The sequence below is a fragment of the Longimonas haloalkaliphila genome, assembly GCF_055379825.1.
The window spans coordinates 1699536-1724494 of the sequence record NZ_AP043948.1 but is presented as its reverse complement, the minus strand read 5'-3'; the positions used below and the strand labels follow the sequence as shown (position 1 = coordinate 1724494).

At 60.3% G+C, this 24959-nt stretch carries 22 protein-coding genes and 1 tRNA gene; 10 read left to right on the top strand and 13 right to left on the bottom strand.

The genetic code is table 11. The annotated features are described in order from the left end of the window. Positions 1–148: 148 nt before the first annotated feature. The 4 genes from ACZ48V_RS06865 to purF all read left to right on the top strand — a co-directional run bounded on the left by ACZ48V_RS06865 (position 149) and on the right by purF (position 4931). Positions 149–772, top strand: a complete 624-nt coding sequence (locus ACZ48V_RS06865) for a MarC family protein (RefSeq protein ID WP_464542854.1) — start codon at positions 149–151, stop codon at positions 770–772. A 361-nt stretch (positions 773–1133) separates the two neighbouring features. Then, complete coding sequence (locus ACZ48V_RS06860) at positions 1134–2483, top strand: sodium-dependent transporter (RefSeq protein WP_464542852.1); 1350 nt, start codon at positions 1134–1136, stop codon at positions 2481–2483. 77 nt (positions 2484–2560) lie between these two features. Further along, positions 2561–3208 (top strand): hypothetical protein, encoded by a 648-nt coding sequence (locus ACZ48V_RS06855; protein WP_464542850.1) that lies wholly within the window; start codon positions 2561–2563, stop codon positions 3206–3208. Between the two features lie 202 nt (positions 3209–3410). Further along, complete coding sequence (gene purF / locus ACZ48V_RS06850; RefSeq protein WP_464542848.1) at positions 3411–4931, top strand: amidophosphoribosyltransferase; 1521 nt, start codon at positions 3411–3413, stop codon at positions 4929–4931. 176 nt (positions 4932–5107) lie between these two features. On the opposite strand, the gene ACZ48V_RS06845 is transcribed toward purF, so the two are convergent. The 8 genes from ACZ48V_RS06845 to ACZ48V_RS06810 form a co-directional block, all read right to left on the bottom strand. Next, a tRNA-Arg gene (locus tag ACZ48V_RS06845) sits at positions 5108–5184 on the bottom strand. Between the two features lie 90 nt (positions 5185–5274). Then, positions 5275–6108: a bifunctional hydroxymethylpyrimidine kinase/phosphomethylpyrimidine kinase gene (gene thiD / locus ACZ48V_RS06840; protein ID WP_464542847.1), complete on the bottom strand. Its 834-nt coding sequence runs from the start codon at positions 6106–6108 to the stop codon at positions 5275–5277. 40 nt (positions 6109–6148) lie between these two features. Beyond that, positions 6149–6796 carry a thiamine phosphate synthase gene (locus ACZ48V_RS06835; RefSeq protein ID WP_464542845.1) on the bottom strand — a complete coding sequence of 216 codons (648 nt, stop codon included), beginning with the start codon at positions 6794–6796 and terminating at the stop codon, positions 6149–6151. A gap of 24 nt (positions 6797–6820) precedes the next feature. Then, complete coding sequence (thiG, locus tag ACZ48V_RS06830; protein ID WP_464543107.1) at positions 6821–7648, bottom strand: thiazole synthase; 828 nt, start codon at positions 7646–7648, stop codon at positions 6821–6823. 46 nt (positions 7649–7694) lie between these two features. Beyond that, entirely contained in the window at positions 7695–7919 is a 225-nt protein-coding gene (gene thiS, locus ACZ48V_RS06825) for a sulfur carrier protein ThiS (protein WP_464542844.1), read from the bottom strand. Beyond that, positions 7916–9052: a glycine oxidase ThiO gene (gene thiO, locus ACZ48V_RS06820; protein ID WP_464542842.1), complete on the bottom strand. Its 1137-nt coding sequence runs from the start codon at positions 9050–9052 to the stop codon at positions 7916–7918. Before thiO ends, thiS begins: the two co-directional genes overlap by 4 nt. Continuing rightward, complete coding sequence (locus tag ACZ48V_RS06815; RefSeq protein WP_464542840.1) at positions 9031–9675, bottom strand: hypothetical protein; 645 nt, start codon at positions 9673–9675, stop codon at positions 9031–9033. Before ACZ48V_RS06815 ends, thiO begins: the two co-directional genes overlap by 22 nt. 183 nt (positions 9676–9858) lie before the next feature. Continuing rightward, on the bottom strand, positions 9859–10722 hold the full coding sequence (locus ACZ48V_RS06810; RefSeq protein WP_464542838.1) for a CAP domain-containing protein: 864 nt from the start codon (positions 10720–10722) through the stop codon (positions 9859–9861). A 341-nt stretch (positions 10723–11063) separates the two neighbouring features. Here ACZ48V_RS06810 and ACZ48V_RS06805 point away from each other — a divergent pair, with 341 nt between their 5' ends. Continuing rightward, positions 11064–12170: an NAD(P)/FAD-dependent oxidoreductase gene (locus tag ACZ48V_RS06805; protein ID WP_464542837.1), complete on the top strand. Its 1107-nt coding sequence runs from the start codon at positions 11064–11066 to the stop codon at positions 12168–12170. Positions 12171–12255: 85 nt separating this feature from the next. Here the strand turns inward: ACZ48V_RS06805 and ACZ48V_RS06800 are convergent, their stop codons facing one another. The 4 genes from ACZ48V_RS06800 to ACZ48V_RS06785 form a co-directional block, all read right to left on the bottom strand. Further along, a complete protein-coding gene (locus tag ACZ48V_RS06800; protein ID WP_464542835.1) occupies positions 12256–12666 on the bottom strand; it encodes a VanZ family protein in 411 nt (136 codons plus the stop codon). Next, positions 12663–14231, bottom strand: coding sequence for an NAD(P)H-hydrate dehydratase (locus ACZ48V_RS06795; RefSeq protein WP_464542833.1), 1569 nt, complete (start codon positions 14229–14231; stop codon positions 12663–12665). Before ACZ48V_RS06795 ends, ACZ48V_RS06800 begins: the two co-directional genes overlap by 4 nt. Before the next feature lie 62 nt (positions 14232–14293). After that, positions 14294–16297, bottom strand: coding sequence for an Ig-like domain-containing domain (locus ACZ48V_RS06790; RefSeq protein ID WP_464542832.1), 2004 nt, complete (start codon positions 16295–16297; stop codon positions 14294–14296). Then, positions 16290–17594 (bottom strand): Glu/Leu/Phe/Val family dehydrogenase, encoded by a 1305-nt coding sequence (locus ACZ48V_RS06785; RefSeq protein ID WP_464542831.1) that lies wholly within the window; start codon positions 17592–17594, stop codon positions 16290–16292. Before ACZ48V_RS06785 ends, ACZ48V_RS06790 begins: the two co-directional genes overlap by 8 nt. A 189-nt stretch (positions 17595–17783) precedes the next feature. Here ACZ48V_RS06785 and ACZ48V_RS06780 point away from each other — a divergent pair, with 189 nt between their 5' ends. The 3 genes from ACZ48V_RS06780 (at position 17784) to ACZ48V_RS06770 (ending at position 21366) form a co-directional block, all read left to right on the top strand. Next, complete coding sequence (locus tag ACZ48V_RS06780) at positions 17784–18542, top strand: TrmH family RNA methyltransferase (protein ID WP_464542830.1); 759 nt, start codon at positions 17784–17786, stop codon at positions 18540–18542. Positions 18543–18732: 190 nt separating this feature from the next. Next, positions 18733–19953, top strand: coding sequence for an alanine dehydrogenase (locus tag ACZ48V_RS06775; protein ID WP_464542829.1), 1221 nt, complete (start codon positions 18733–18735; stop codon positions 19951–19953). Between the two features lie 159 nt (positions 19954–20112). Continuing rightward, the gene (locus ACZ48V_RS06770) at positions 20113–21366 is read left to right on the top strand and encodes an OprO/OprP family phosphate-selective porin (RefSeq protein WP_464542828.1); all 1254 of its coding nucleotides are present in this window, start codon (positions 20113–20115) and stop codon (positions 21364–21366) included. A 136-nt stretch (positions 21367–21502) separates the two neighbouring features. On the opposite strand, the gene ACZ48V_RS06765 is transcribed toward ACZ48V_RS06770, so the two are convergent. Then, complete coding sequence (locus ACZ48V_RS06765; RefSeq protein ID WP_464542826.1) at positions 21503–21976, bottom strand: thiol-disulfide oxidoreductase DCC family protein; 474 nt, start codon at positions 21974–21976, stop codon at positions 21503–21505. A 373-nt stretch (positions 21977–22349) separates the two neighbouring features. On the opposite strand from ACZ48V_RS06765, the gene ACZ48V_RS06760 reads away from it, so the two are divergent. Together ACZ48V_RS06760 and ACZ48V_RS06755 are read left to right on the top strand one after the other, a co-directional pair. Beyond that, entirely contained in the window at positions 22350–23054 is a 705-nt protein-coding gene (locus tag ACZ48V_RS06760) for a glycogen/starch synthase (protein WP_464542825.1), read from the top strand. A gap of 651 nt (positions 23055–23705) precedes the next feature. Further along, positions 23706–24941 (top strand): hypothetical protein, encoded by a 1236-nt coding sequence (locus tag ACZ48V_RS06755; RefSeq protein ID WP_464542823.1) that lies wholly within the window; start codon positions 23706–23708, stop codon positions 24939–24941. Positions 24942–24959 lie beyond the last annotated feature (18 nt).

Sequence of the window (24959 nt, the reverse complement as noted above, 5' to 3'; positions counted from 1 at the left end):
CATGAGCGCATTCAAAACATCATTTCGGGCGCCGGGTACGGCGTTCGTGTTTGCGCGTCGCGCTGCCCTTTTTCGACATGCGCATATGGCAACGTATGCAGCCGTGTGGATGCATGCGCCGCGGTCTTCTTGCTGATTGCTTATCGCCATGGTTGAACTTCCCGCTATTGACCTCTCTCCGTATATTGAGGCCTTTCTCTCCATCTTCGTTGCCATGAATGTGCTGGGCGTTCTGCCCCTGTTTATGGGACTGACCGATGGCATGACGCTGTCTACGCGCCGTGCGCTGGTGAAACGCGCCACGACGACAGCCTTTGCCATCGCTGTTGTGATCTTGCTTGCCGGCCAGTTCATCTTTCAGACGCTTGGCATCACCGTAGATGACCTGCGCATCGGAGGCGGAATCATTCTGCTGGTGCTGGCGATCACGGACTTGCTCTTTAGCAACCTCACACGCCAGCCTGGTAGCTCAAATGGAGACGTTGGTGCTGACCTTGCTGTAGTGCCTCTCGGCACGCCACTGATGGTAGGTCCAGCAGCCATCACGGCCATTCTTGTTCTGCAGAACAGCGCAGGCTACTTGCCTACTATTGTTGCCCTGGTCGCCAACCTGAGCATATCGTACCTGGTCTTTTACTTCGGGCCTGCTCTTATTGCGATGATTGGCAACGGCGCAGCCCGTGCATTTGCGAAGGTCGCTACGCTGTTTCTGGCTGCTATCGCGATTGCCCTCATTCGAACAGGCATCGTGAATACCATCCAGGCAATGTAAGCTTATGGATAATGTAGGCCTATGGACATCGGCTCCCTTACGCCAGCATGCTATGGATAAGCGTGGTAAAGTGGCTGAATTGTAGCCCATGCAAACAAAAAGCCTTAAACCAGAGAGCTTCCTTATTTGCGTTCTTTGCGCATAATCTGCCCCAACTTGTTACAACAACAACCGATTAGGGTACAAATTGAATGATTCTTCGTCGACGATACGGGGAATAGCTCTTTGTTACGATTGCGTGAGCCCATGGGTGCTTGTACTTTCTTGCACATGTAGACCTCTACTACATGTAGAAATGACGTAGCCCCGATCGCTGTGTCTGCTCCCCCGTGTTGCTCTTGACCGATTGACTGGCTCTTATATGGCATCGCTCGATACACCTGCTCGCGAACAATGGGGCTCGCGCCTCGGCTTTATTCTGGCGGCTGCCGGCTCAGCAATTGGGCTGGGGAATATCTGGCGCTTTCCCTATCTGGCAGGCGAAGGTGGAGGCGGCGCGTTTGTGCTGGTCTACCTGCTCTGCATCATCGGGATTGGCATGCCCTATCTGTTTGCCGAGCTCTCGCTTGGGCGCAACAGCCAGCGTAATCCAGTAGGTGCCATTGAGGCAATTGTCGGGAAACGCTCGCTCTGGCTTATTGTGGGCGGCTTCTGCGTGCTGGCCGGGTTTGTCATTCTCAGCTATTACAGCGTGATTGCCGGATGGGCTGTTGGATACGCGGTAAAAGATGTGATTGCCCCTGGATTGGGATTCGAGGATTTCGTGGCTTCTCCCCTGTTGGTCATCACGCTGCTGGCAGTCTTTCTGGGCATCACGCTGCTCGTTGTACTTGGCGGGGTAGAGCAGGGCATCGAGCGCTGGTCTAAGATTCTGCTTCCAATTCTGTTGGTGCTCATCCTGCTCGTGATCTTCCGTGCGGTGACGCTCGAAGGCGCTGGCGAGGGGATCGCTTTCTACCTGTGGCCCGACTTTTCAGGGTTGACGACCGAGATCATCATCGCAGCACTGGGGCAGGCCTTCTTTACCCTGAGCCTGGGCATGGGGGCTATGGTTACCTACGGCTCCTATCTGTCAAAGAAAGAAAACATTGCCACATCGGGCATCTATGTTGTTGTCTTCAACACAGTTATCGCTCTTATGGCGGGCTTCATGATCTTCCCGTCGATCTTTGCAATGGGCATGGACCCTGCAGCCGGGCCGGCGCTCGTCTTTATCGTGCTTCCTGAGGTCTTTAGCCAGATGCCCCTGGGCGGCGTGGTCAGCGTCACGTTCTTCGTGCTGCTCTCCATTGCAGCACTCACGTCCAGTATCTCCTTGCTGGAAGTCGTTGTCTCTTACTTTGTCGACGAGCGTTCGTGGTCACGCAAGAAGTCTGTCGCTATCATTGGCGGATTGGTCTTCGTCATGGCGATTCCTTCCGCGCTGTCGCAGGGCGCTGTTGCGAGCCTCAGCGAAGGGGGGATCTTCGGAGATACCGACTTCCTGAGCTTCATGGATTACTACGTGGGCAGTGTCGGACTGGCTCTCGGCGCGTTCTTCCTCAGCATCTTTATTGGATGGGTCTGGGGCGCTGATGAGGCTGCCCAGGAGATCATGCAAGGCAGCAACCTGAGCGCCCGCGTGCTCTCGGTCTGGATGTTTGTCATCCGCTATATCATTCCGCTTGTAGTCCTGATCATCATCGCAGGATACATAACCGGAACGTTGTAACGTAACGCTGTAGCATGACGCTGTAGCGCGCTGCTGTAACGGACCGCTGCCTCTTCCCTGCGCACCTGTCGTTTCATATGGCTGCTCTTTCGTCTGTCGCCCGGTTGTTTCCAGCACCGCTTCTGGGGGTGGCACTGCTGCTGGCCGGTGTTCTTGGGGCCGGCTTTGCTCCTGCAGCATCAGGCCAGCCTGCATCCGGATTTCCTGCGCTCGCAACGTCGACAGATCACGTACAGGCGCTGCCGGGCATGCGGACTACGGTGGACATCCCACTGACTTCCACCCCGTGCGGTGCGCCGCTGAAGGAAACCACCTTGCATCTGAAGGCCCGTCCTATGCCGATGCCAGCGTGCCATGCAGACGCGCCGGTGCGCATCCCCCCGTACGCGCTGCCTGCTACCGCACGGGCTGCCGTATTGTACGCTCACGCTACAGCTGAGCCCACTGACAGCCGCTCGGTCTCGGACCGGTGGCTGGCCCGCGACAAGGCGCTGCACGTAACGTACAGCTTTCTGTGGACGCTCAGCTCGCAGTACGTGCTCGTCGAAAAGACAGCGCTCTCGCACGACACCGCAATTCCCTATGCGCTTCTGTCTGGATTTACGGTGGGAGTTGCGAAGGAAACGTACGACCGATACAGGGGACCGACCGGGCGCTTTAGCTGGCGCGACATGGTTGCTAACTCGGTAGGGCTTACGCTGGCAGCTGGTGTGATGCTACTATAGCATTCGTACCATTGCCCGGCTGCATGATTCGACGGTGCGCCCGCAAATGGGGAAACGCCCCAGAGGGCACCGCCGGTTTTCCTGGGGGTCGGATCAATGCGGGGGCGGTTGTGGTTTCCTGTGTGCGCATCTACTCACGAGGTGCGCCATTGCTCTTCTTCCATCCGCCGGGCTGCCCTCGGCGACACACTCCCCCCTACTTATGAGCGTCAAAGATCACTGCGGTATCTTCGGCATTTTCAATGCGCCCGATGCTGCTCGACATATCTACTATGGCCTGCATGCCCTGCAGCACCGTGGCCAAGAGTCGAGCGGAATCGCAACGTCAACCACCGACCCGGAGAACGGGGCCCCCATAATGCCGGTGCACCGCGACTTCGGCCTCGTGCTCGACGTCTTCGACGATCCGGAGCTCTTTGATCGCCAGCTGATCGGCGATGCAGGCATCGGTCACAATCGCTATTCCACAACCGGGTCGTCTGACAACCGCGCAAACATTCAACCGCTGGTTGTGCACCATCGCAAGGGCAACCTGGCACTGGCGCACAACGGCAACCTGTCTAACGCACGCGAACTGCGCAAAAGCTTTAGCGAGCGCGGCACGCTGTTTCAGACCACCAGCGACAGCGAGCTGATTTTACACCTCACCGCGCAGAGCCGTCGCCAGAAGCATCTGAACCAGGTCATCGACGCGCTGATGCAAGTTGAGGGCGCGTTCTCGCTGCTGCTCCTGACCGATGAGCACATGATTGCAGTGCGCGACCCAAACGGCTTTCGTCCGCTCGCCCTCGGGCGCCTTGGCGACCCAGACCAGCCCGGTGGGGCAGCCTACTGCGTGGCCAGCGAAACATGTGCGTTTGACATGATCGGAGCCGAGTACGTTCGCGACATCGAACCCGGCGAAATTCTGGTCATCGACCGCGAGGGCTGCGCCAACGGCGGAAACTTCAAGAGCTACGAGATTCCGACAAACTTCGGCGTTAGCCAGTGCATCTTCGAGTATGTCTATTTCTCTCGCCCCGATTCGAAGATCTTCGGGGAAATGGTCGACAAGGTGCGGCGCCGACTCGGCGTAGAGCTGGCTCGCGAAGCTCCCGTTCCCGAAGTCGACGACGACGCCAAGACGCCGATCGTCATTCCAGTACCCGACTCCGCCAACACGGCTACGCTTGGCTACGCGAACGAGTGCGTAGAGCAAGGCTATCGCTGCCGGTTCGAACTGGGCTTGATCCGCAATCACTACGTGGGGCGTACGTTCATTGCGCCGGGCCAGGATCGCCGCGAGATGAAGGTGCGATGCAAGTTTAACACGGTTGAGGGCCTGCTGCAAGACCGGACGGTAATCGTACTGGATGACTCGATCGTACGTGGAACGACAGCACAGCATCTCATCAAGATGCTCCGTGATTCAGGAGCGTCTTCTGTCCATTTCCGGGTGTCATGCCCTCCCGTAGTCAGCCCGTGCTTCTATGGCATGGACTTCCCCGACAAGGAAGAGCTGCTTGCAAATCAGTTCGAGAGCGTCGATGAGATTCGCGACTGGCTGGGAGTAGACTCGCTGGCGTACCTCTCAGTAGAAGGTATGAAGCGCGCGGTGTATGGAGCCAACAAGAACAACACGCAGGGCTACTGTGCAGCCTGCTTTACTGGCAACTACCCGGTGCCCGTGAATATGGACGCCTCGAAAGAGGAGAATGAGGAGTGGGCCGTGCAGACAGTGTAAGCAGACAGTGTAAGCAGACAGTGTAAGCAGACAGTGTGGCGCGTAGGCCGACCGGCCCCGACTCATTTCCTGTCTACACAGGGGCTGTCTACACAGGATGAAATCGCATGCAGAATCGCACAAACGACAAAGCCCTCGCTGAGCACTGGCTCGGCGAGGGCTTTTGCATTTTTGCTTGGCCTGCCCGGGAGGATTCGAACCCCCGACCTGCGCATCCGTAGTGCGCCGCTCTGTCCATCTGAGCTACGGGCAGAATGTGTGACGGACCCTGTCTCGCCCGTTGCGCACCCATACACGCAGTCAGAAATAGAATGATCCGTCTTGTAGCATCCTCACAAACTGTTCAAGTAGCTCGCGTTTCTGCTGCTTCAAACGGCGTAAGGTGGAAGAAATGATTGGTGGGTCCGTGCCCTCTGCCAAGTGGGAGAGCATGCTCGATAGCGCCCGTAACGTACGCTTTCGCCTGTTCGACAGCCTGCGGCATGCTGCGCCCGCGAGCCAGTTGTGCGGCGATGGCTGATGCGTACGTGCAGCCCGTACCATGCGTGTGCGGCGTATCGATGCGCGGCGCACGTACCGCGTGGTAGTCGCTGCCATCGTAAAGAATATCCACGGCATCGTCGGTCGCAGATAGGTGGCCTCCCTTTACAAGCACTGCATCAGGGCCGAATTCAAAGAGCACGCGCGCGGCGTCGCGCATGTCGGTTTCGGTGCGCACCGTCATATCCAGCAGGTGCCCGGCCTCGTGCAGGTTGGGCGTGATGACGGTGGCCAGCGGCAGCAGCACGTCGCGGAGTGTTGCCACCGCCTCGGGCGCCAGTAGTTCGTATCCGCTCTTCGAAATCATGACGGGGTCGACGACCAGCGGGTATAGGTCATAGCGCTCAACCGCCTCGGCTACGCATTCAATAATATCGGCTGTAGCCAGCATGCCGGTCTTAACCGCTGCAAGTGGAAAGTCGCTGGCCACCGCCTCAATCTGGGCGGTAATGAGGTCAAGGTCCACGGGCTGGGCCTGGTTGACGGCACGCGTGTTCTGGGCGGTGATTGCGGTAATCACGCTGGTAGCGAACACCCCATTGGCCTCCATCGCTTTGAGATCGGCCTGTATACCGGCTCCACCGCCAGAATCACTACCGGCTATCGTAAGGGCTACAGGCTTTACAGAATCAGACATAAGAGTGTGTGCAGGGTGTATTTTGATTGCAGGAGTATGCTCATGGCGCAGCCACGGCATGCCAGGCTTCTATGTACCGTGCAGCAGCCACAGCCGGGGTGTCGGCCTGCATGATGCCCGAGAGCACAGCCACGCCATGTGCCCCTGCCTCGCGGCACGAAGCCACCCGATTGGGGGTTATGCCGCCGAGCGCCAGCACAGGTACGCGGACCTGCTCTACAAAGCGACGCAGCGCAGCCGTTCCAGTACCCGGGTGACCGGGCTTGCTCGACGTAGGGAATACCGGACTGTACGTCACGTAATCTACGGCATGCCGACGGGGCGCAGGGAGTTCAATCAGGTGATGCACCGAATAGCCGAGCGGACGCGGCACGGGCGCTGTTATCGTTTCAGGTCGTGGGCCGCGCCATCCGGTGTGGAGTCCACACGGAAGGGATCGGGCTGTAGCGTATCTCGTGTTTACTGTGATGGTAGGCGGTCGACGCAGCGCACGCAGGCGGTTGACCAGCGTATGAGCAGCCCTGGCAAAAACATCAGGAGGCGCGTCGTGATCGCGCAGATGCACCCAGGCTATGCCTGCCTCGACGGCGGCATGCACCCGGTCGGCCACCTCTGTCGTACGCCCTGTCGCGAACTTGTTTGCAAGCAGCGTGATAGGCGGATCGGGAAGCGAAGGCGGCTCAATCATAGGCAGCGCAGGTTCTCATGAGGCTCACTGTCCCACACGCCCTTCCTCGGGCGACGACGCCTTAGCATAGCGCCGGCGCGGAATACGCCCGGCACGGTACGCCAGGCGTCCGCCCTTCAGGCCGTGGCGGATAGCGCGGGCCATATCGACCGGGTGCTGCGCCTCGGCAATCGCGGTGTTAAGCAGGATGCCGTCGTAGCCCAGTTCCATCGCCTGTGCAGCGTCGCTAGCGGTGCCAATCCCCGCATCCACAATCAGCGGCGTATCGGGCAGGATTTCCCGGATGATCCGCAGGTTGTACGGGTTTACGATCCCCATGCCGCTGCCAATGGGGGCGCCCAGCGGCATCACCGCTGCACAGCCCAGGTCGGCCAGCTTGCGGCACGTGATGGGGTCGTCATTGGCGTAAGCCAGCACGGTAAAGCCGTCGTCAACCAGCGTTTTCGCTGCTTTCAGAAGCTGTTCTACGTCGGGCATCAGCGTTTCGTCATCGCCGATCACTTCCAGCTTAATGAGGTCGGTGTCGAGCGCCTCGCGCGCCAGATTGGCAACGAGCACGGCTTCGCGCGCCGTGTAGCAGCCCGCCGTGTTTGGCAAGATCGTGTGTCCGCCCCGCTTGAGCAGGTCAAGATGACTCTCGGGCGCTGGATTCGCCACATTCACGCGCCGAATAGCGACCGTCACCATGTCGGCCCCCGAGGCAGTGATCGCGTCGAGCATCACCTGCGGATTAGGATAGCCGCTGGAGCCGATCATGAGCCGTGAGGTAAGCGTGTAGTCGCCGATCGTCAGCGCATCGGCATCGGAGTCGGACTGTATGGAGGGCGTGGCAACGCCGTTCGCATCCGCCATAATCGAAAAGGGGAATATCAAAAAAAGCAGAGAGGGAGGTGGGGCGTCATCCGCCTTGCAACGCCTGGATGACCTCGACCTCGTCGCCGTCGTAGAGCATGGTATCCGCCCATTCCTCCCGGCGCACCACGTCCTCATTGATCGCCACGGCTACGCCCTGCGTATCGCTCTCGATGTCGAGGGCTTGCAGCACCTCGGTAAGCGGATGCGGAGGCGTAATCGGGTGGCGGTCGCCGTTAAGCTGAATGGTAGCCGCTGTGTCGGTACTCATGGTGTGGGGACGGTTGGCGAGTGCAAACGGGAGGGCAAAAACGGTTCGATCCAATCGGAGGTTTCTCCGCTCAGGAGCTGGCGGGCCATCTCCTGAGCGGTAATAGGCGTAAGCAAGATGCCGTGGCGGTAGTGGCCGGTGGCGCACCAGATACCTGGATCGCCCGAGGGCCCCAGCAGCGGAGCGTGGTCGCGACTGGCCGGGCGGAGCCCTGCCCACGTTTCATCCACCGGCAGGTCATAGATGCCCGGCACGACCTCCCAGGCCCCTTCCAGAATATCGTAGAGGCCGCCGGCAGTGACGGTCGTATCGAAGCCGCGCTCTTCGCTGGTTGCGCCAATCACAAGGCGTCCGTTGCTCTTGGGCGCAAGGTACGCATCGGGCCCGCGAATGACGTGCGAGAGCTCAAACGCGCCCTGCATGGCACACTGCAGCATCTGTCCTTTCACAGGCCGCACCGAGGGCGTATGCTCGGGCGTCCAGCCTTCCAGCTCGCGTGACCACACGCCCGCCGCCACCACAACAGCCTGTCCAGTTAGCACGTTGCCATCGGTCAGGCGGATGCGGGGCGCGTCCTTATCCGGATGGATTGCCTCTACCTCGGTATGTTCGTGCAAGGTGCCACCTGCTTTCTTGAAGGCGGTGCGTAGCGCATCCACAAGAAGCCGGTTGTCGACCTGATGGTCCATGGGCGCGTGGATAGCAGCGGCAAGGCGCGGCGCAAGAAACGGCTCGATCTCACGCGCCTCAGCCCCCGAGCACCACGTCACGTTCAGGCCGTGTTCTTGCTGGAAGTCGTACAGGCGGCGCAGCGCCTCCTCGCTATCGGGATCGTCAGCCACAATGAGAGTACCGTCGTCGCGGTAGTCGACTGGCATGTCGGCTGCAGACTCGAGCGCATCGACGAAGGCAGGCCATCGGCGCAGGCTTTCGCGGCTCAGGCGGTAGAGATCCAGCTCCTCGAAGCCGATTTCGGCGTCGGGCGCAAGCATCCCCGCAGCCTGCCACGAGGTGCCCCGTCCCGCCCGGCCGCGCTCGATGAGCGTAACGGCCGCGCCGCGCCGCGCGAGCGTCCAGCCGAGGGCGAGCCCAATGGTGCCGCCGCCAACGATCAGATAGGGAGAGTCTGACATTGTATCATGATCGGATGGTCTGTTGTACGTGGATCGTTTGCACGCACAAGACGGTATGTAAGTTTGTGTTCTTTCGTTGTGATCTGGTTGATATAGGTAGAGATCTGATTGACCAGGCGTGCAACGAAGATCCACTCGCGATACACCACTGCAAACACGTCTGCCAGATCACCGGAAATATCGAGGTTCGGGGCGGTGACGGTGCCGTCGGCGTAGGTGGTTTGCTGCTTGCTGCATATCGTCGTGGCACACGGTGATGGTGCGCAGCTGCACCAGCCAGCACGACTGCACGCCCTCCTCAAGCCGAAACCGGATCTTGCCGATGAGAACCTGCATGCCATGAGTCGGCGACGCGATCTCAACCGCGAGAAGTGGCGGCTCGGTCCCCCGAATCTCGTCAACGGTGTAGTCAATGGCCTGCTCCCATAGGCCGACAAGTCCGGAGTGAAGTAGCGCTCGGAAAGCTCGATGGTCAGCTCGCTGAACACCGTATACGGAGGTTCGAACGTGTGAAAGGCAAAGGTGAGCTTCTTTTGGGTAATGCTGTGCAGTTTGCTTGGCCTCGGCTTGCCTCGCTCTCGTTCGTAGTCGAACATGGGAGAAGCAACGTCGGGCGTCTCCATGGCAGTCAGCAGTGTTAAGGTGGCGACAGCTACCAGTCTATAGGTCTATAGATTGCATGAATGCCGTCCCCAAAAGTGCCTGTAGCCCCCTTCTTGAGGCATTCGCGTGAATACATATGCGCGGTTCATCACACGCACACCGTTAGCTGGTGCTTCGTGCTGGGGTCTCCTATCATCGCACCGCTACCGGCGTGCCGAGCGCCATGCATCCGCCAGTTCCGATGCGTTTCGGGGGCCTCTGATGCGCACGTCGTCAATAATCACCGTTGGGGTGGCCCCGCGTACGTTGCGGGTCCGACTAACCTGCTCGCGCTGATCCTGACGCATAGCCCGGCGGGAGGCATCTTCGTTGGTATTGCCGTAATGATACGGAATGCCGCCTCGCTCCAGCGAGGCCCGGAGCTGAATGGTATTCAGGCAGCGCTCAGGCCCATAGATCATAATAGCTTTCCCCTTTAACGCGTTGCGGTCGGCTGTATCCACAAGCATTCGGTCGGCCATGCGTCCGTATACGGCTGTTCGGTAGCTTCCTTCATAGTCAGGTGCGTTGAACCGCGGCCCCACAGCAGCATCAGCCCCCATATGCGTGAATCCGGGGTTCATGATCACGCGGCAGTGGCCCGGACTGTCGAGCCACCGTTCGACGGCGCGCTCATCGCTGTGCGTAAAGTACGATATGGTTTCGCCTACCGAGACAAACCGGCGCGGCACCTGGTCGCTAACGCGCTGCATCGGCGTAGAGCCGTCGCTGCCTTCATGGCCGCGAAACACGCTGGTCGTCATGTCTTCGTTGTGGACACGGGCCGCTTCGACGAGGTCGGCATTCCAGATCAGGGGCGGGGCCGCTTCAAAGGCTTCGTCACCGCACACACGGGGCTCGCTTCGCGCTTCGTTAATGAACGTGAGCATCTCGGGGGCGTCGTTGCCAAACGTATCCGTCCATGCCCGTTCAGTAGCACGCGTCTCACCCTGTTCTGAATTGCTCGGTCCACTGCGGGGTCCCTCGCGCGGAGATTCTATCCAGGGCTGCACATCTCCCGGAAGCATAGAAGTGCATCCTGCAGCTATCATTAAGCACAGCATGGCAGCAAGAAGCAGCGGGCTCTTGCCAGACGTGCGGTGTGCAAGGACGTGTGCAATACTGCTTCGCGATCTACTGTTTCGCGTGTTTTGTGGGCTACGATCTGCGACAGGGCCTGTCATAGGGCAGTACATTGTTGGTTAAACCTCTCATAAAAGACACGTTACCTATGCGTAGTATACGCATTAGCCCGGACACCCGCTTCCTGTAGACGTCTCTTGCGGCACGCTATCTACACCCGATGGATCGCCCGCCCCGGCCCTTCGTTGTCTACTGTCGCTCTACGCTGTTCAAGAAATCTCTGCCCATGCCGCGCCCTTCGCTCTGTATCGCCGGTGCTGGACTCGCCGGTGCCTGCGCCGCTTTGTATCTATCGGATACGTACGATGTGCATCTGATCGAAGCCAACGAGGCCGCCTCGGGGGCGTCGGGCGCAGCGGCGGGGCTTGTGAATCCGCTCATGGGGCGGCGCGCCAACCTGACGTGGCGGGCCTCTGAAGCGTGGGCCGCCCTTGAAGAGACTGTCGCCCGCGCACGGGCAAAGCGCACGTTCGACAGCCGCGGCGTGCTGCGTCCCACCACCGAACCAAAGCAGGTGCGCTTTTTCAAACAAGCCGCGTCGGAGCACCCCGCGTGGTGCGACTGGTGGACTGCCGAGAAGCTATCGGAGCGCTATCCGTCTGTGCAGGCTCACAACGGCGCGCTCTGGCTCCCGAAGGGCGGCGCCGTTGATGTGCCCGCTTTTGTGCGCGCCCTGCTGGTGCGCGCCCGAGCCCAGGGGGCTACCTATACCCCACTCACGCGTCTTACCGGCTGGACCGCGCACGACGACCACGTGGCGGTGCATACCGATTCGGGTGGCGCTGCTGCCACGCATCGCTACGACTACCTGATGTGCTGCGTCGGACAGGGCTACGCCGCCCTGCCTGCGCTCGAACCGCTGGATCTACACGGTATTAAGGGGCAGACGCTCACGGTGCAGTGTCCAGGAGATGCGCCCTCAGGACTGCCCCCGATCTCTGGTCGGGGCTATGTGGTGCCAGATGGCGATCGCTGGATTCTCGGAAGCTCATACGAACACACGTTCGACGACCTGCGGCCCTCGGAGCAGGCTACACAGCGCATCCTCAAGAAAACCCGGTCGATGCTCCCGGCGTTGCAAGGAGCCACTGTGCACGACATTGCAGTGGGCGTGCGCGTGAAGCACGAGCCCACCAACCTGCCACTGGTCGGACCGTTGCAGCACCGGCGTACCTGGGTGTTTCTCGCACTCGGGTCGAAAGGACTGCTCACTGCCCCACTGATTGCGCGTCGCCTTCCGCAGTGGCTCAAGGAATCGCATCGTGTGCCGGTGGCGGTGCGAGTGCCGCGCACGCTGTTGCCCGATTCGTGGTCGCCGACCCCCACCCGGTAGGTTCCCCGGTCGGCTTGTAGCGTGTGGGTGCGGCCTCGACGCTGTCATGTTGCACTTTCTGTCGTGTTGACCTTTTATGACGTGGTTACGACGCGGCGGCATGTGCCCGCCCCCGAACGCGCCAGGCTCCCCATCCGATTCCGGCAACAAGTCCAATCATGTTTGCAATTGTGTCGTAGATATTTCCGTCTCGGGTAGGGAGAAAGGCATGCTGCACCCACTCCGTTCCTACGGCCAGCGCAAGCCCGGTGCCCCCAACGACAAGTAGACAGCGCCTAAGGGGCCATGTCCCTTCTGTATCAGAACCTGCTCCCAGGGCCCGCATCCAGAGCGCACCGAATCCGGCAAACATGACAAGGTGCACGATCTTGTCGAACCCGATGTCGGGTGGCGTGTCGGGGACCGACGAGGCCGGCACCGTTACGGCAACGAAAATGCCGAGCGTCCAGAGCACTGCCAGCAGGCGACCCCGACGTGCCGTAAGAGAGAACGTCATAGCGTGACAGGCAGGTAGTCGATGATGTCGGTCGGACTGAGGGTACGTGCGTTGTTTGTTGCCGCAAAGCGCTCGGCGGCGCGTCCGCCAAGGTGCATGGCGCAGGCAGCCGCATCGGATGGCGCGAGTCCTTGCGCCGCCAGTCCGGCGATGAGTCCAGCAAGCACGTCGCCGGTGCCTGCCGTAGCCAGTGCCGGGTCGCCGGCCATGCCCGCCAGCGTGCGTCCGCCGGGATCGGCTACAACGCTCGGATAGCCTTTTAGGAGCAGCGTCACGTTCCACCGCGCCGCATACGCTTGCGCCTGGCGGACACGGTCGCGCACGTCGAGGTCGCTGTCGGTGCGTCCGTTTTCGGCGCCGGCTGCGCACAGCCGTGCGAACTCGCCCATGTGCGGCGTGAGTATCCATCGTTCTGAAGCGCCATTTTTGGCGCCGAGGCGGTCGTGCAGGGCAGGCAGTGCCCCCGCATCCAGTACAACAGGGCCGTCGAACGCGTCGAGCAGGGCATGTACGAACGGAACCGCATCGGGCGCCAGCCCCGGACCGATGAGCAGCGCACGCGCCTTATCGAGCGGCCCGTGCAGGGCATCGGGCACCGCCTCGGGCGTGTCGGGCAGGGCGTGTACGGGAATTGCAGGCGCGTAGCCCGCCACCGTGTCGCGTATGGAGGCCGGTACCGCACAGGCCACATATCCGGCTCCGCTGCGCGCTGCAGCCTGCGCAGCCATCATAGGAGCGCCCGTGTACGGCGCACTCCCCCCTACAACCAGCGCCATTCCCACGTTGTACTTGTGCGCGTTGCGTCCACGCTCGGGAAGTTGGTTGCTTACATATGCATCGGTCGTGCCAAGCGCTGCTCCCGAATCATGTGCGCGCTCGTGCAGCACATGCTGCGGAATGCCTATGCGCGCTGTTTCAACGATGCCCGCGTACGACGGTCCGTCGTTCCGGTGCAGCCCGATCTTGTCAGCCCCAAACGTGACGGTCGCTTCCGCCTGCACGGTGGGCTGGCGGGCCTGCCCCGTATCGCTGTTGAGTCCGGACGGTACGTCGAGTGCCACCGTGGGCGCAGCCGTCTCGTTCAGATCATGGATGAGCGCCGCAATCGGTTCGCGGGGCGCGTCGGCGAGGCCGGTGCCGAGAAGCGCATCCACACACACGGCGGGAGAGGCATGCGTGGGAGCAGGCACGTCGCTGGGCTCGCGCACGACCGTCCACGTAAGCGCATCCCCATACGCGTCAGACAGCTGCATGAGGACCGTGGCGTTGCCGTCCGCATCCCCCGAATACCCCGAAGGCGCAATGGGCGACCAGACCTCGACGCGTGCGCCCCGGTCGAGCAAGGCACGGGCTACCACGAGTCCATCGCCTCCGTTGTTGCCTTTGCCACAAGCGATGCGCACCAGACGTCCGCGTAGCGGACCGTACGTCGACGCGATGTAGCGGGCGGCGTGCTGTCCGGCAGTCTCCATGAGCACGCGCCCGGGGATGCCAATGGTGTCGATGGTGTGCGCGTCGGCGGCGCGCATCGCCTCAGCGGTAAGCAGCGGGGTCAGTTCGGTCATAAGCACAGCAGCGCAGCACGCGCCCATTGAGTTACTCAGTCAGCGATCAGCTCAGTCGGCAGTCAGTCGGCAATCAGAATGATGCGGAGCGGCTGCTCCAGCACATTCGTCCACCGGGCCCGCCCTTCGATCGTCTGCTCGCTCCACGTCACAGCATCGGCGGGCTCATACGGCGCCAGCTGCCCCGGCGACCAGCCCCCGGTGTCGTTACGATCGAGCACCACGCGGATGCGGTATTCCCCTTCGGGCATGCGGTCTACGAGCATCACGCCCGCGGTATCCGCACGAATGTGCCGCACGGGCCAGTTGTTGCGCGACAGGTCGTGCACCTGCGCTCGGAGCGTCCCCGGCGTTCCTTCAGACAGGCCGGTACCAAGTTCGTCTGGTTCAGATTCGTCTTGGGGCTGCTGCTGTCTGTTTTGGGGGGATGCGGGGCCGTCGGCCTCCCGATCGAGAGGCAGAAATGCATACAGGGCATCGGGCATCCAACCGCGGGTGATGGGCGCGAAGGCGGACACCGGTTCGTCGGTTGCGGGCGATTCGCGCTCCGGCCATCTGCGCTGCTCTACGTCGACCGTAAACTCGATCTCGCCGAGCTCCTCGCTATCAAGCCGACGGAAGCGCTGCGTGAACACCGTGTCTTCCTCACTCACCACCCCCTGCCCGATGCGCAGGTCAACCGGCATACCGGGTTCAAGAGGCGGATCAACGTCAATCCGGTAGCGCAGTCCATCAGTGCTGCTGGCATTGATCGTGCGCGGCGTTCCGGTGGTATCGGCGGCGGTAATGTCAGAATTCCAGACGTCGCCGCTGAGCGGAAGCGTTACATGCAGGCGCGGCGCCTCCTCACGAGTCAGCGGACGCCCGGCTTCGCCCCCGCCCCGATCCGGGCGAAACCCGACCAGTTCGGGACGGCCCGCGTCGGCGGCGGTTGATGGCGTGAACCGGAGCGTGGTGTCGGGCACGGCGCGCCCGAGCGAGTCGGCAAGCGCGTTAGGCGGTACCGTAAGGCGGTGCACCTGCTCCTCACGCAGGGTCTGCTCCGCCTCCACGCCAACCTCGAAGGGCGTATCGAAGCTCGTATAGACCGACCGGATGCCGATCGTATCCTGCGCGACCGAGTCGACGAGCACCCAGGTCTCCGGACTCCGATCGGTCCACTCTACCGGCTGGTTGAACCGCACGTGCTGGCGCCGTTCGGTGCGCGGGCGCACCCGCTCGGCACGCGGCTCGCTGGGCGCAGGCATGGTTAGCAGCCACGGCACCGGCATGGGTTCGGGCGCCTCCACAGCTTCAATGACCGGTACCGGCGGCACGGCGTACGCCTCGTTCGGGTCCGGGAAACGGTTGCGATTATCGTCGCGCACGCCGATCACATAGTACGGCTCCTCGCGAATATTGCGAAACGTGAACGTGCCATCGCTACCCGTTTGCGTGCGAAAGTCAGGCGCCTCCGGAAGCGTATCGGGCGGTGCCGCTGCATCAGGCGAAAGCGCATAGGCGAACACATCGACGCCCTGCTCCGGGGCGCCCTCGTCCGGCTCTACGATACGCCCTTCGATACACCCCTGGTCGATCTGCGGCCCCGTTGCAAACGCAAAGATGAGCGGCTCATCGAGATTGACGCTGCGCACGTCGCGCAGGTCTGTGTCGAACGTCACGATATAGGTCGTGCTGTCGCGCAGCGGTTCCGTGAACGACACGGTAATCGTGCGTCCGCTAAAGTCGAACCGCGGCGGACGCTCCGGCTCGGGGGTCATGGAAAAGGCTCGCGCGGCCGTGCTGCGTTCGATGTGCTTATCGAAACGAAGCACGATATCGGTGTCGACCGACACGTTCACCGAATCGTCGGCAGGTTTGAGACGCTCCAGCACCGGCGGTGTGGTGTCGCGCGGCCCACCGGTGGGTGCCGACGGATTGGCGCATCCCATAATGCCTGTGCCAGCCAGCACCAGAATGAACGCGAGCAGCACCCCGGCGAGCCCGGAGCGTTGCGGTGGAGTAGCCCAGAAACGGGCGGACGTGCAGGTACGCATGGGTGTAGTACGCATGGATACGTCACGCATAGATGCCACGCAGGCGCAGAGCTTCAGCGACTTTGCTTACGCCTACTACGTACGCTCCTATTCGGAGCGAGGTGTCATGCTTTTCAGCGGTTTCATAGACCCGATTGAAGGCCTCGGTCATGGCCCGGTTCAGACGCTTGTTAACACGGTCGAGCGACCAGAAATAGCCGTGGCGATCCTGTACCCACTCGAAGTACGACACCGTAACGCCTCCTGCATTCGCCAGAATATCCGGCACGACCAACACCCCCTTCTCATTCAGGATATCGTCGGCTGCCGGCACCGTCGGGCCGTTTGCGCCTTCAACCACGACGCGCGCCTGCATATCCTCGGCGATCGACTTCGTGATCTGGTCTTCTTTGGCCGCGGGCACAAGCACATCCACGTCGAGCGTAAGCAGCTCTTCGTTGGTGATCTTCGTCGCCTCGGTATACCCTTCGAGCGAGCCCCCATTGTCTTTGACGTACTGCTGCATGGCGGGGATGTCGAGCCCGTCGGCGTTGTAGTAGCCGCCTGAAATGTCGCTTACAGCCTGCACCGTGCAGCCCTGCTCACGCAGCAGCTGCGCGGCCACAGACCCCACGTTGCCAAACCCCTGTACAGCGACAGAACAGGCCTTGGGAGGCAGGTTCATGCGCTCCAGCGCAGCCAGCGTAACGGTCATTACGCCACGCCCGGTCGCCTCGTGGCGCCCTTCCGACCCCCCCAGGGCAATCGGCTTGCCCGTTACAACGGCGTTTTCGGTACGGCGCGCATGCATCGAGTAGGTGTCGAGTATCCACGCCATGATCTGCTCGTTTGTGTTCATATCAGGCGCCGGGATATCTCGGTCGGGCCCGAACACGTTGAACATGTCCGACGTGTAGCGCCGCGTGAGGCGCTCCAGTTCGCCCGGACTCATCTCGCGGGGGTTGCACACTACGCCTCCTTTCGCGCCGCCAAACGGCACGTCGACTACGGCGCACTTCCAGGTCATCCACGCCGCGAGGGCCTTCACCTCGTTCAGCGATACATCGGGGGCATACCGGATGCCGCCTTTACTGGGCCCGAGCACGTTGTTATGAATCACGCGGATCCCTTCGAATACCTTCACGTGCCCGGTATCCATCACGACAGGAACCGACGTGATGAACACCCGTGCGGGGCGGCACAGGTATTCATAAAAGCCCGGGTTGAGTTCCAGAATTTCCGCGGCCACGTCGAACCGCTCCATCATGGACTGAAAGGGCGAATCGTGGTCGATAGGCGCCGGCTCACGATAGACCGAGCGGTCGTGCACATCAAATTTGAACGGCATAGCGGACAGAATGAGTTAATGCAACGTATGATGGCAATATCTTCCGTTCTCAAAGACCATACGGAACGATACTGTTCGCGCACAACATACGGTAGCGCTTTCACTCGTGCCACCGCTTAGCTCGTTACGCCCCTATTTTCATCAATTACCGCCATACGTATGCCGCAGCCTTCGCCCCTTTCGAAACGAATGTCTACTACGCTAACAAGTTTACAGAGCCGCCCCAATCGGCAGCGTGCTCAGCTAAGCGTTCTGGTAGGGATTCGCGCGGTAGAGGCTGCCGTGCAGGGCGGTGCCCGCATCGGACACGTGATCGGCACTGAAACCGCCTTTAACGCCCCCCGCTTTCGCCAACTCGACCTGCCCGACGTGCCTCGCTACGTCACCGATGCCGACACGCTTGACAAGCTGGCTCCGGTGGCTTCTGCCCAGGGCCTATTGGCCACTGTACGGATCAGCCTGCATGACGCTGCATCGGTGCTGGAGCGCGCAACCACCGCCCTGCTCCTGGATGGCGTGCAAGACCCGGGCAATGTAGGCACGCTTATCCGCACCGCGGCCTGGTTCGGCGTTGATGCCGTCGTAGCGGGCGCACAGACTGCCGGACTCTTTCACCCGTCGGTGCTCCGCGCCGGCATGGGAGGGCACTGGGACGTTGCGCTGGCCCGACACGACGATCTTTCGGAGACGGTCGCGCTGGCACGCCGTGCAGGTATGACCTGCTACGGAGCCGACATGGGCGGTACACCTGTACAGTACTGGCATCCCGTGCAGCCCTCGCTGCTGATTGTAGGTAGCGAAGCACATGGCCTGAGCGCGGCACGCTTAGACGCGATCGACGAGCCTGTATCCGTGTCTGGAAGTGCCGACCATCCCGCTACCGAATCGCTCAACGTAGCTGTAGCTTCAGGCATCGTGATGCACCGCTGGACCGTGGCCGCACCGTGATTTAGAGCGGCTCTGCTGGATGTTACATGTGCAAGATGCAATTTCCCGATCTGGCCCGTATACTGTACATGTTCACCCCACTCGAACGCGCAGCCCCCATTTACTCCGTGTGCATCCCACGTGCATCCCACGGTGGGCCCTGTAGCGCGCTATCTCAACGCTTTTCTGCTTAGCACCTTCGAAACGCTTCATGGAAATATCGTCGCTGCAAAGCCTGTCGCGTGAGCATGGCCTCATGACGATGGAGCAACCGCTCAAAGAACGCAATGCCGAAAACCAGTTACGGATCGGCGTGCCGCGCGAGGTCGCCAATGAGGAGCGGCGCGTGGCCCTTGCCCCAAGTGGGGCCGCTGCCCTGGTAGCCTCTGGACACGAGGTGTACGTGGAGCGAGAGGCCGGGGCGCAGGCGCACTTCCGTAATGACGAGTATGCGGAAACCGGCGCTCAGCTTGTCGATGACCCGGCCAACCTCTACGGCGAGTGCGACCTGATCGTTAAAGTGGGTCCGCCCAACGACGACGAACTCGATATGATGCGGGAGCGCCAGATCCTGATTTCGGCGCTCAACCTCGGCGGCACGTCCCCGGAATACCTGCATCACTTGAAGCGGCTACGCACCACAGCCATCGGCTTTGAGTTTATCCGTGACCGCGATGGCACCTTTCCGCTTGTGCGCATGATGCACGAGATCACAGGCTCGATAGCAATTCAGGTAGCGGGTCGCTTCCTCGAAAGCAACGAGGGCGGCAAAGGCGTCATGCTCGGCGGCATCTCGGGGGTCCCTCCCGCTACGGTCGTCATCCTGGGCGCCGGCGTGATTGGAGAGTGGGCAGCTCGCACAGCCCTGGGCTACGGCGCACAGGTGATCGTGCTCGACCAGGAACTGGGAGCTCTGCGCTCGCTGGAGCACTACCTCGACCGCCGCATCACCACCGCCATGGCAAGCGAACAGTATCTACGGCAGGCCGTGCGCTCAGCCGACGTGGTTATCGGAGCGATGATGTCGGATGGCCAGCGGTCCCCCCTCACCGTCACCGATGATATGGTCGAGTCAATGGCTGCGGGCGGCGTAATCGTGGATGCGGTTATGGACCAGGGCGGCTGCATCGAAACAAGTCGCCCGACAACGCACTCAAAGCCGACCTACCGGGAGCACGACGTCATCCACTACTGCGTTCCGAACATGCCGTCAAACGTCGCTCGAACGGCCAGCTATGCGCTCACGCACGTGCTCGTGCCTTACCTGCAGCGCATTGGAGAGATTGGCAGCATCAACGACGCGCTCTGGAATGACGAGGGCCTGCGAAGCGGCACCTACGTGTATCGGCAGCATCTCACAAAGAAAAGCCTGGCTACGCTTTTCGGGATGCCCTATCGCGATATTGAGCTCCTGATTGCCTCGGGCATTTGACTCAGGCAGTTAACTGGTCTTAACTGATGTAAGCTTCCCTGTAGTTCACTATGCCCGGTAACGAGTTGGCCCGGACATGACACTTTTCTTATCTACGCCGCTTCAATAAGCTTCCCTCAATATATGCCGTCTCTTGCCCCGTCCTATTTGCTAACCGCTTTGCTAAAAACGCTTCTCCACTCCTTCCGCTCTTTTCGGTCCCTTCTTTTTGGCGGACTGGTCTCGGTGCTTCTGCTGTTAGGGGCTCCCCTTTCCACGCACGCGCAGTCAATTTTTGCTGACTCAGGCGGATTCCGCATCGGATCGGAGGACGGCTCCTATCAGCTGCGCATCGGGGGCGATGCTCACGCGGATACCCGCATCCTGCTCACTGAAGCACCCGGCACGACTACTTCGTTTTACATGCGCCGGGCACGCGTACGGCTGCGTGCTACAGTACAACGGCGGTTTAGCGTACAGTTTATGTCCAACTTCGGACAGGGCCGCGCTGGGCTGCAGGATGCGTTCGTCGATTTTCGGTTTGCACCGAGCATTGCATTTCGTGCAGGGAAGTTCAAGACGCCCGTTGGCCTTGAATTTCTGCAGTCGCCAAACACGATGATGCACATTGAGCGGGGATATCCGACTGCCTTTGTCCCCAATCGTGACATTGGCTTTCAGTTACACGGAACAACGCTTAGTCAACGCCTCGAATACGCCATTGGTGTCTTTAACGGTGCGCCCGATGGCGTAAGTCTTGACGGCGACGAGGAGCCCGCGAAAGACATTGTAGGACGCGCTTTTATCGAGCCCTGGCGCGGCGTATCGGATGCGCCTGCAAGACTGAACGGGCTGGGCGTAGGTGTTGCCGCATCTTATGGGATTGAACGCGACCGGCTCCCGACCTATCGCACCTTGCACCAAAGCCCACTCTTCAGCTATCGCCCAGCGGTTCGTGCCGCCGGGCCTCGCCTCCGCCTCGTACCGCAGTTCTATTACCACGCTGGCTCGCTGGGCCTGTTAGGAGAATACGCCTTGAGCAGCCAGGCGGTGGAATCCGGCGATACCATCGAGACGCTCCGACACCACGCGTGGCAGGTCGGGGCGTCGTACCTGCTTACCGGCGAGTCAGCAACATACGGCAGCGTGGCTCCACGCAACACGTATAATCCCGAACAGAATAGTTGGGGCGCGTTCGAAGTGAGTGCCAAAGTCCAGCGGTTTGCCTTCGACGACGATACCTTTCCGACGTTTGCCGCCCCCGACTCTCAGGTCCAACACGGAACAGCCGTAGCCGCGGGCATCACCTGGTATCCTATACGTAACATCCGGTTCATGGTGGTTGGCGAACGCACCATGTTTGGCGGCAACGAAGCAGGCGAGATGCGCAGCGCCGAGCATACCCTCGGCACCCGGGTGCAGGTCGCCTATTAGGCAGCGCCCGACAGGCCTTTTCGGGGTGTAGGGGTACTTTGGGAGCCTGTTTTGATTTCTTAATTTGGGCTGCGAGCGGCTTCAATGGGCTGCAAACCCAAACCCAAACAGACGCTTAAGGCGTTACCAGGCGCTTCTACCCCTCTTTTGTATCGATGAAGCGTTCCTGTATGTCGGGTGTAGGGATGCGACATTGGCTTCGCTTCCCGAACCATGCATAGCGGCTTGACGCAACCTGCCGGTAGACAGCGTCGCGCACCGGACGAGGCAAGGCCAGCGCTGCCGACAGCAGCGACCAGGGCACCCCCAGACGCTGCAGTGCGCGCAGTGCAGCTGTTGACTCGCGGTAGATCCTGCCTTCTTGTACAAGAACAACACTGTCGAGGATGTCCGGGTCGTATCCAGCTGAGAACAGGAAGGAGCGCGCGGGCTCGCGCTGAAGCGTCCCAAACTTGAAGTGACCAGCCGGGTCTTGGTCAATGATGAAATTGATAAACCCATTACACAGGTTGCATACGCCGTCAAATAGCAGAATGCTGTGATTGAAGCTAATCGGACGTACCCGTATCGTCCCGTTGACAGCAACTTGCGGGGAGGCTTTGGAAGCCATACTTAACCACCTTGGCAATTAAAAAGGAAGGAGGAATGCGACTTTTCCGCGCACCGTATTGAATCCGATATACACGCCGTGTATTTACGGGTTCAAATCTTTATTTGGAAGCCAATCCGATAGAGTCCTGTTTCGGCCTGGTGTTATGCATCGTTATTGTGCGTCGCGCTATGCGTCCCGTTATGCAGCGCACACAATCCGGACAGCCCCCGATCTGCTGATTTTTGGGACTAGGTACCACGAACATAGAATTGTTGCGATTGGCGTGCATTTTCTTTATACTTAGGAGCAATAAAATATTTGCTCTCGTGCTATAGAGGGCAATTTTTTGTCTCTATCGTGCTCTTTTATACGACGCAGTCTACTTACTTTTATGACGCGACCGACCCGCATTTTGTATATCGCTGGCGAAATGGAGCCTTTTACAAACTCCTCGCCTTTATCAGGATTGGTGCGGTCGCTTGCCGAAGGCACACAGGAGCAGGGCGGATACGACGTTCGCGTCTTCATGCCTAAGTTTGGCGCGATCAACGAGCGGCGTAACCGCCTTCATGAGGTCATCCGCCTCTCGGGGACCGAAGTACCGATCAATGGCACAACAGACGCCTGCACGGTCAAGGTCGCCTCGGTTCCGGATACGCGCATTCAGGTATACTTCGTAGGTCACGACAGCCACGTTCCGGAAGCTCCTGATTCCGATGCGTTTCCTGAAAGCCATGCGTTGTTTTTCAACCGGGCTATTCTGGAGACCCTTGTGTCGCTCCGCTGGATTCCTGAAGTCGTTCATGGGTTCGGGTGGCAGAGCGCGCTCTTTCCCGTTCTGCTCCAACAGGAGTATGTAACCCATGAGCAGATGACCCACGAGCCTCACTTCATATTCACGCCCGACGCCTCTGCGCTCTCACGCCAGGTGCCCGATGGATTCGACGCACAGGCGGCTGACTATCATGCTACAGGTGCCGCCTACGCTGCCAGCATGGCGCCCCTCAATGGAAACGGCACAGCCGCTGTATCGCTCTCAGATGACGATGCGCAGCAGCAGATGCTTGACCTGTATGCGCAGTTAGAAACTACCTGACTAAGAACCTGTTTTGCGTTCTTAATTTGGGCTCCGAGCGGCGGCGCTGGACTGGGGCCGAAGGTCATGCCCCTGGTGCAAATTGCCCCCGACGTCGGCCCGTAGCCCCGGCTACGAACCGCCATCGTGGTCCAATTTTCGCCTTAGCGGCGCTCGCTCTCGCCTGCAAACCAAAACTCAAACAGGCTCCAAGAACAGCATAGTAGCTTTGAGCGGGCTGAGCGGCTTCCCGTGGCCATCTTTGCTGTAGCGGTTCTTGCCACGGGGCCTCTTCAACTCCATGGTGGACCGAGTTCTGATCAGAGCCCGCTTTCTCAAGTTGAGCCAGGTCGTACCTGAACATATGTTTTGTGCATGAATCCATGTTCTACACAAACATGTGTTAGCAATTACCTCTCCCCTTCCGGCTTAACACAGCCTCAACGCCGCACCTCCAAGTGTGGCACGTCAGACTGGGTATGCCGGCGTTCTTCGAAACAGGCGGACCATCAGACGTCTCGTAAGTACTGCACCTCATAGTCAGAGAACCCAAGCGACTGTCTTCCGTTTGGGGTTTTCGGTTGTTTACACCACCGAACTGTAACCAACCAATAACGCGCTTTTTCGTCATGTTTCTCACGATTGCGCTCTGCCAGGCGTCTCTTATCTCGTATGCACACTGCCCGACTGTTTCTGTACGCTTTTTTTCTTAGCGGGCTCATGCTCGTTCTGCTCGCGTGCGACGACGACCCTTCCGGGGTCGGAGTTGGAGTTGGTCCCGATCCGCTTGAGGGCGGCGAGCCCATTACCCTTGACCTGCTGCCCAACACGGTAGACACCGAACGCACCCCGGCTGTAGCAGGAGGAATCGGGACGCAAAGCCCACAACGTTTCTTCGCAGGACGCGTAGACGATCCGGTTGCCGGTATAACGCGGGCCGAGGGGTTCTTCAATGTTCGTCAGCCCGCATCTGTGTCGTCTTCATTCGTTGAGGATCCCGTAGATAGTGCATTCCTCCGGTTCGTACCGGTCTCTGTATATGGCGACACGACCGGCACGCTCAGTTTGACCGTCTACGACATGCTGGCCCCCTGGTCTCCTGATGAGGCACGTACCGACACGACCCTTGCATCAGGCGATGCCGTCACCTCGGTTGACTTCTCGCCCACCGACGAGGAGGTGCTCATCCCGCTGCCTGATTCCTGGATTCAGGAGAATGAAGCCACGCTCCGCGATACCACCGATGGTGGCCAGTCATTTCTTGATACATTTGCTGGCTTCCGTATTGCCCACGAGTCGGGGAACGCTGCTGTAGGATTCAACCGCACCGACGCCAATTTAAGCGTCGTGACTGGCAGCGACACCACGGCCCTTGAGGGCCGCGCCAGCCTCACAACTGTGGAACGCGATGCCCCCCCGAACCTGCCCGACGACCGGATCCTCGTTCAGAGCGGATTTGGCCAGACCCTGACGTTTGCTTTCGACTTTGAGAATCCTCCGCTCGATACGCTCCAGGGCGTTCCGGTTAACCGGGCTGAGTTTGTCTTGCCTGTTGACTCTACGCTCTTCTTTGAGAACACTCCAGAAGGATTCGTACGCCCACAGCCGTCGGACTACTCGCTTTCCGGGATTTCTACAGATGATGATCAAGAGGTGACGTTAGCCAGCGGTATCTCCGTTGTCACCGACGCAGTGCGCATCACGGGCGAAAACCCCTTGCAAGTCTTTGAAGACAGTTTTCTGCGCACCCCACCTTTTCAGCGCTTTATCGTAACGCCTCGTGGTGGAACTGACGGCCCTCCCGACGAGCTCTCACTTGGCGTTTCTGTCTTTCACCGGGTAGCCCCTGATGCAAATGAGGATTCTTCTACCAGTCCCCGCGCTACCGTAACCGTAACTCCTTTTTAGTGCTGCTTCGTCGCCCCG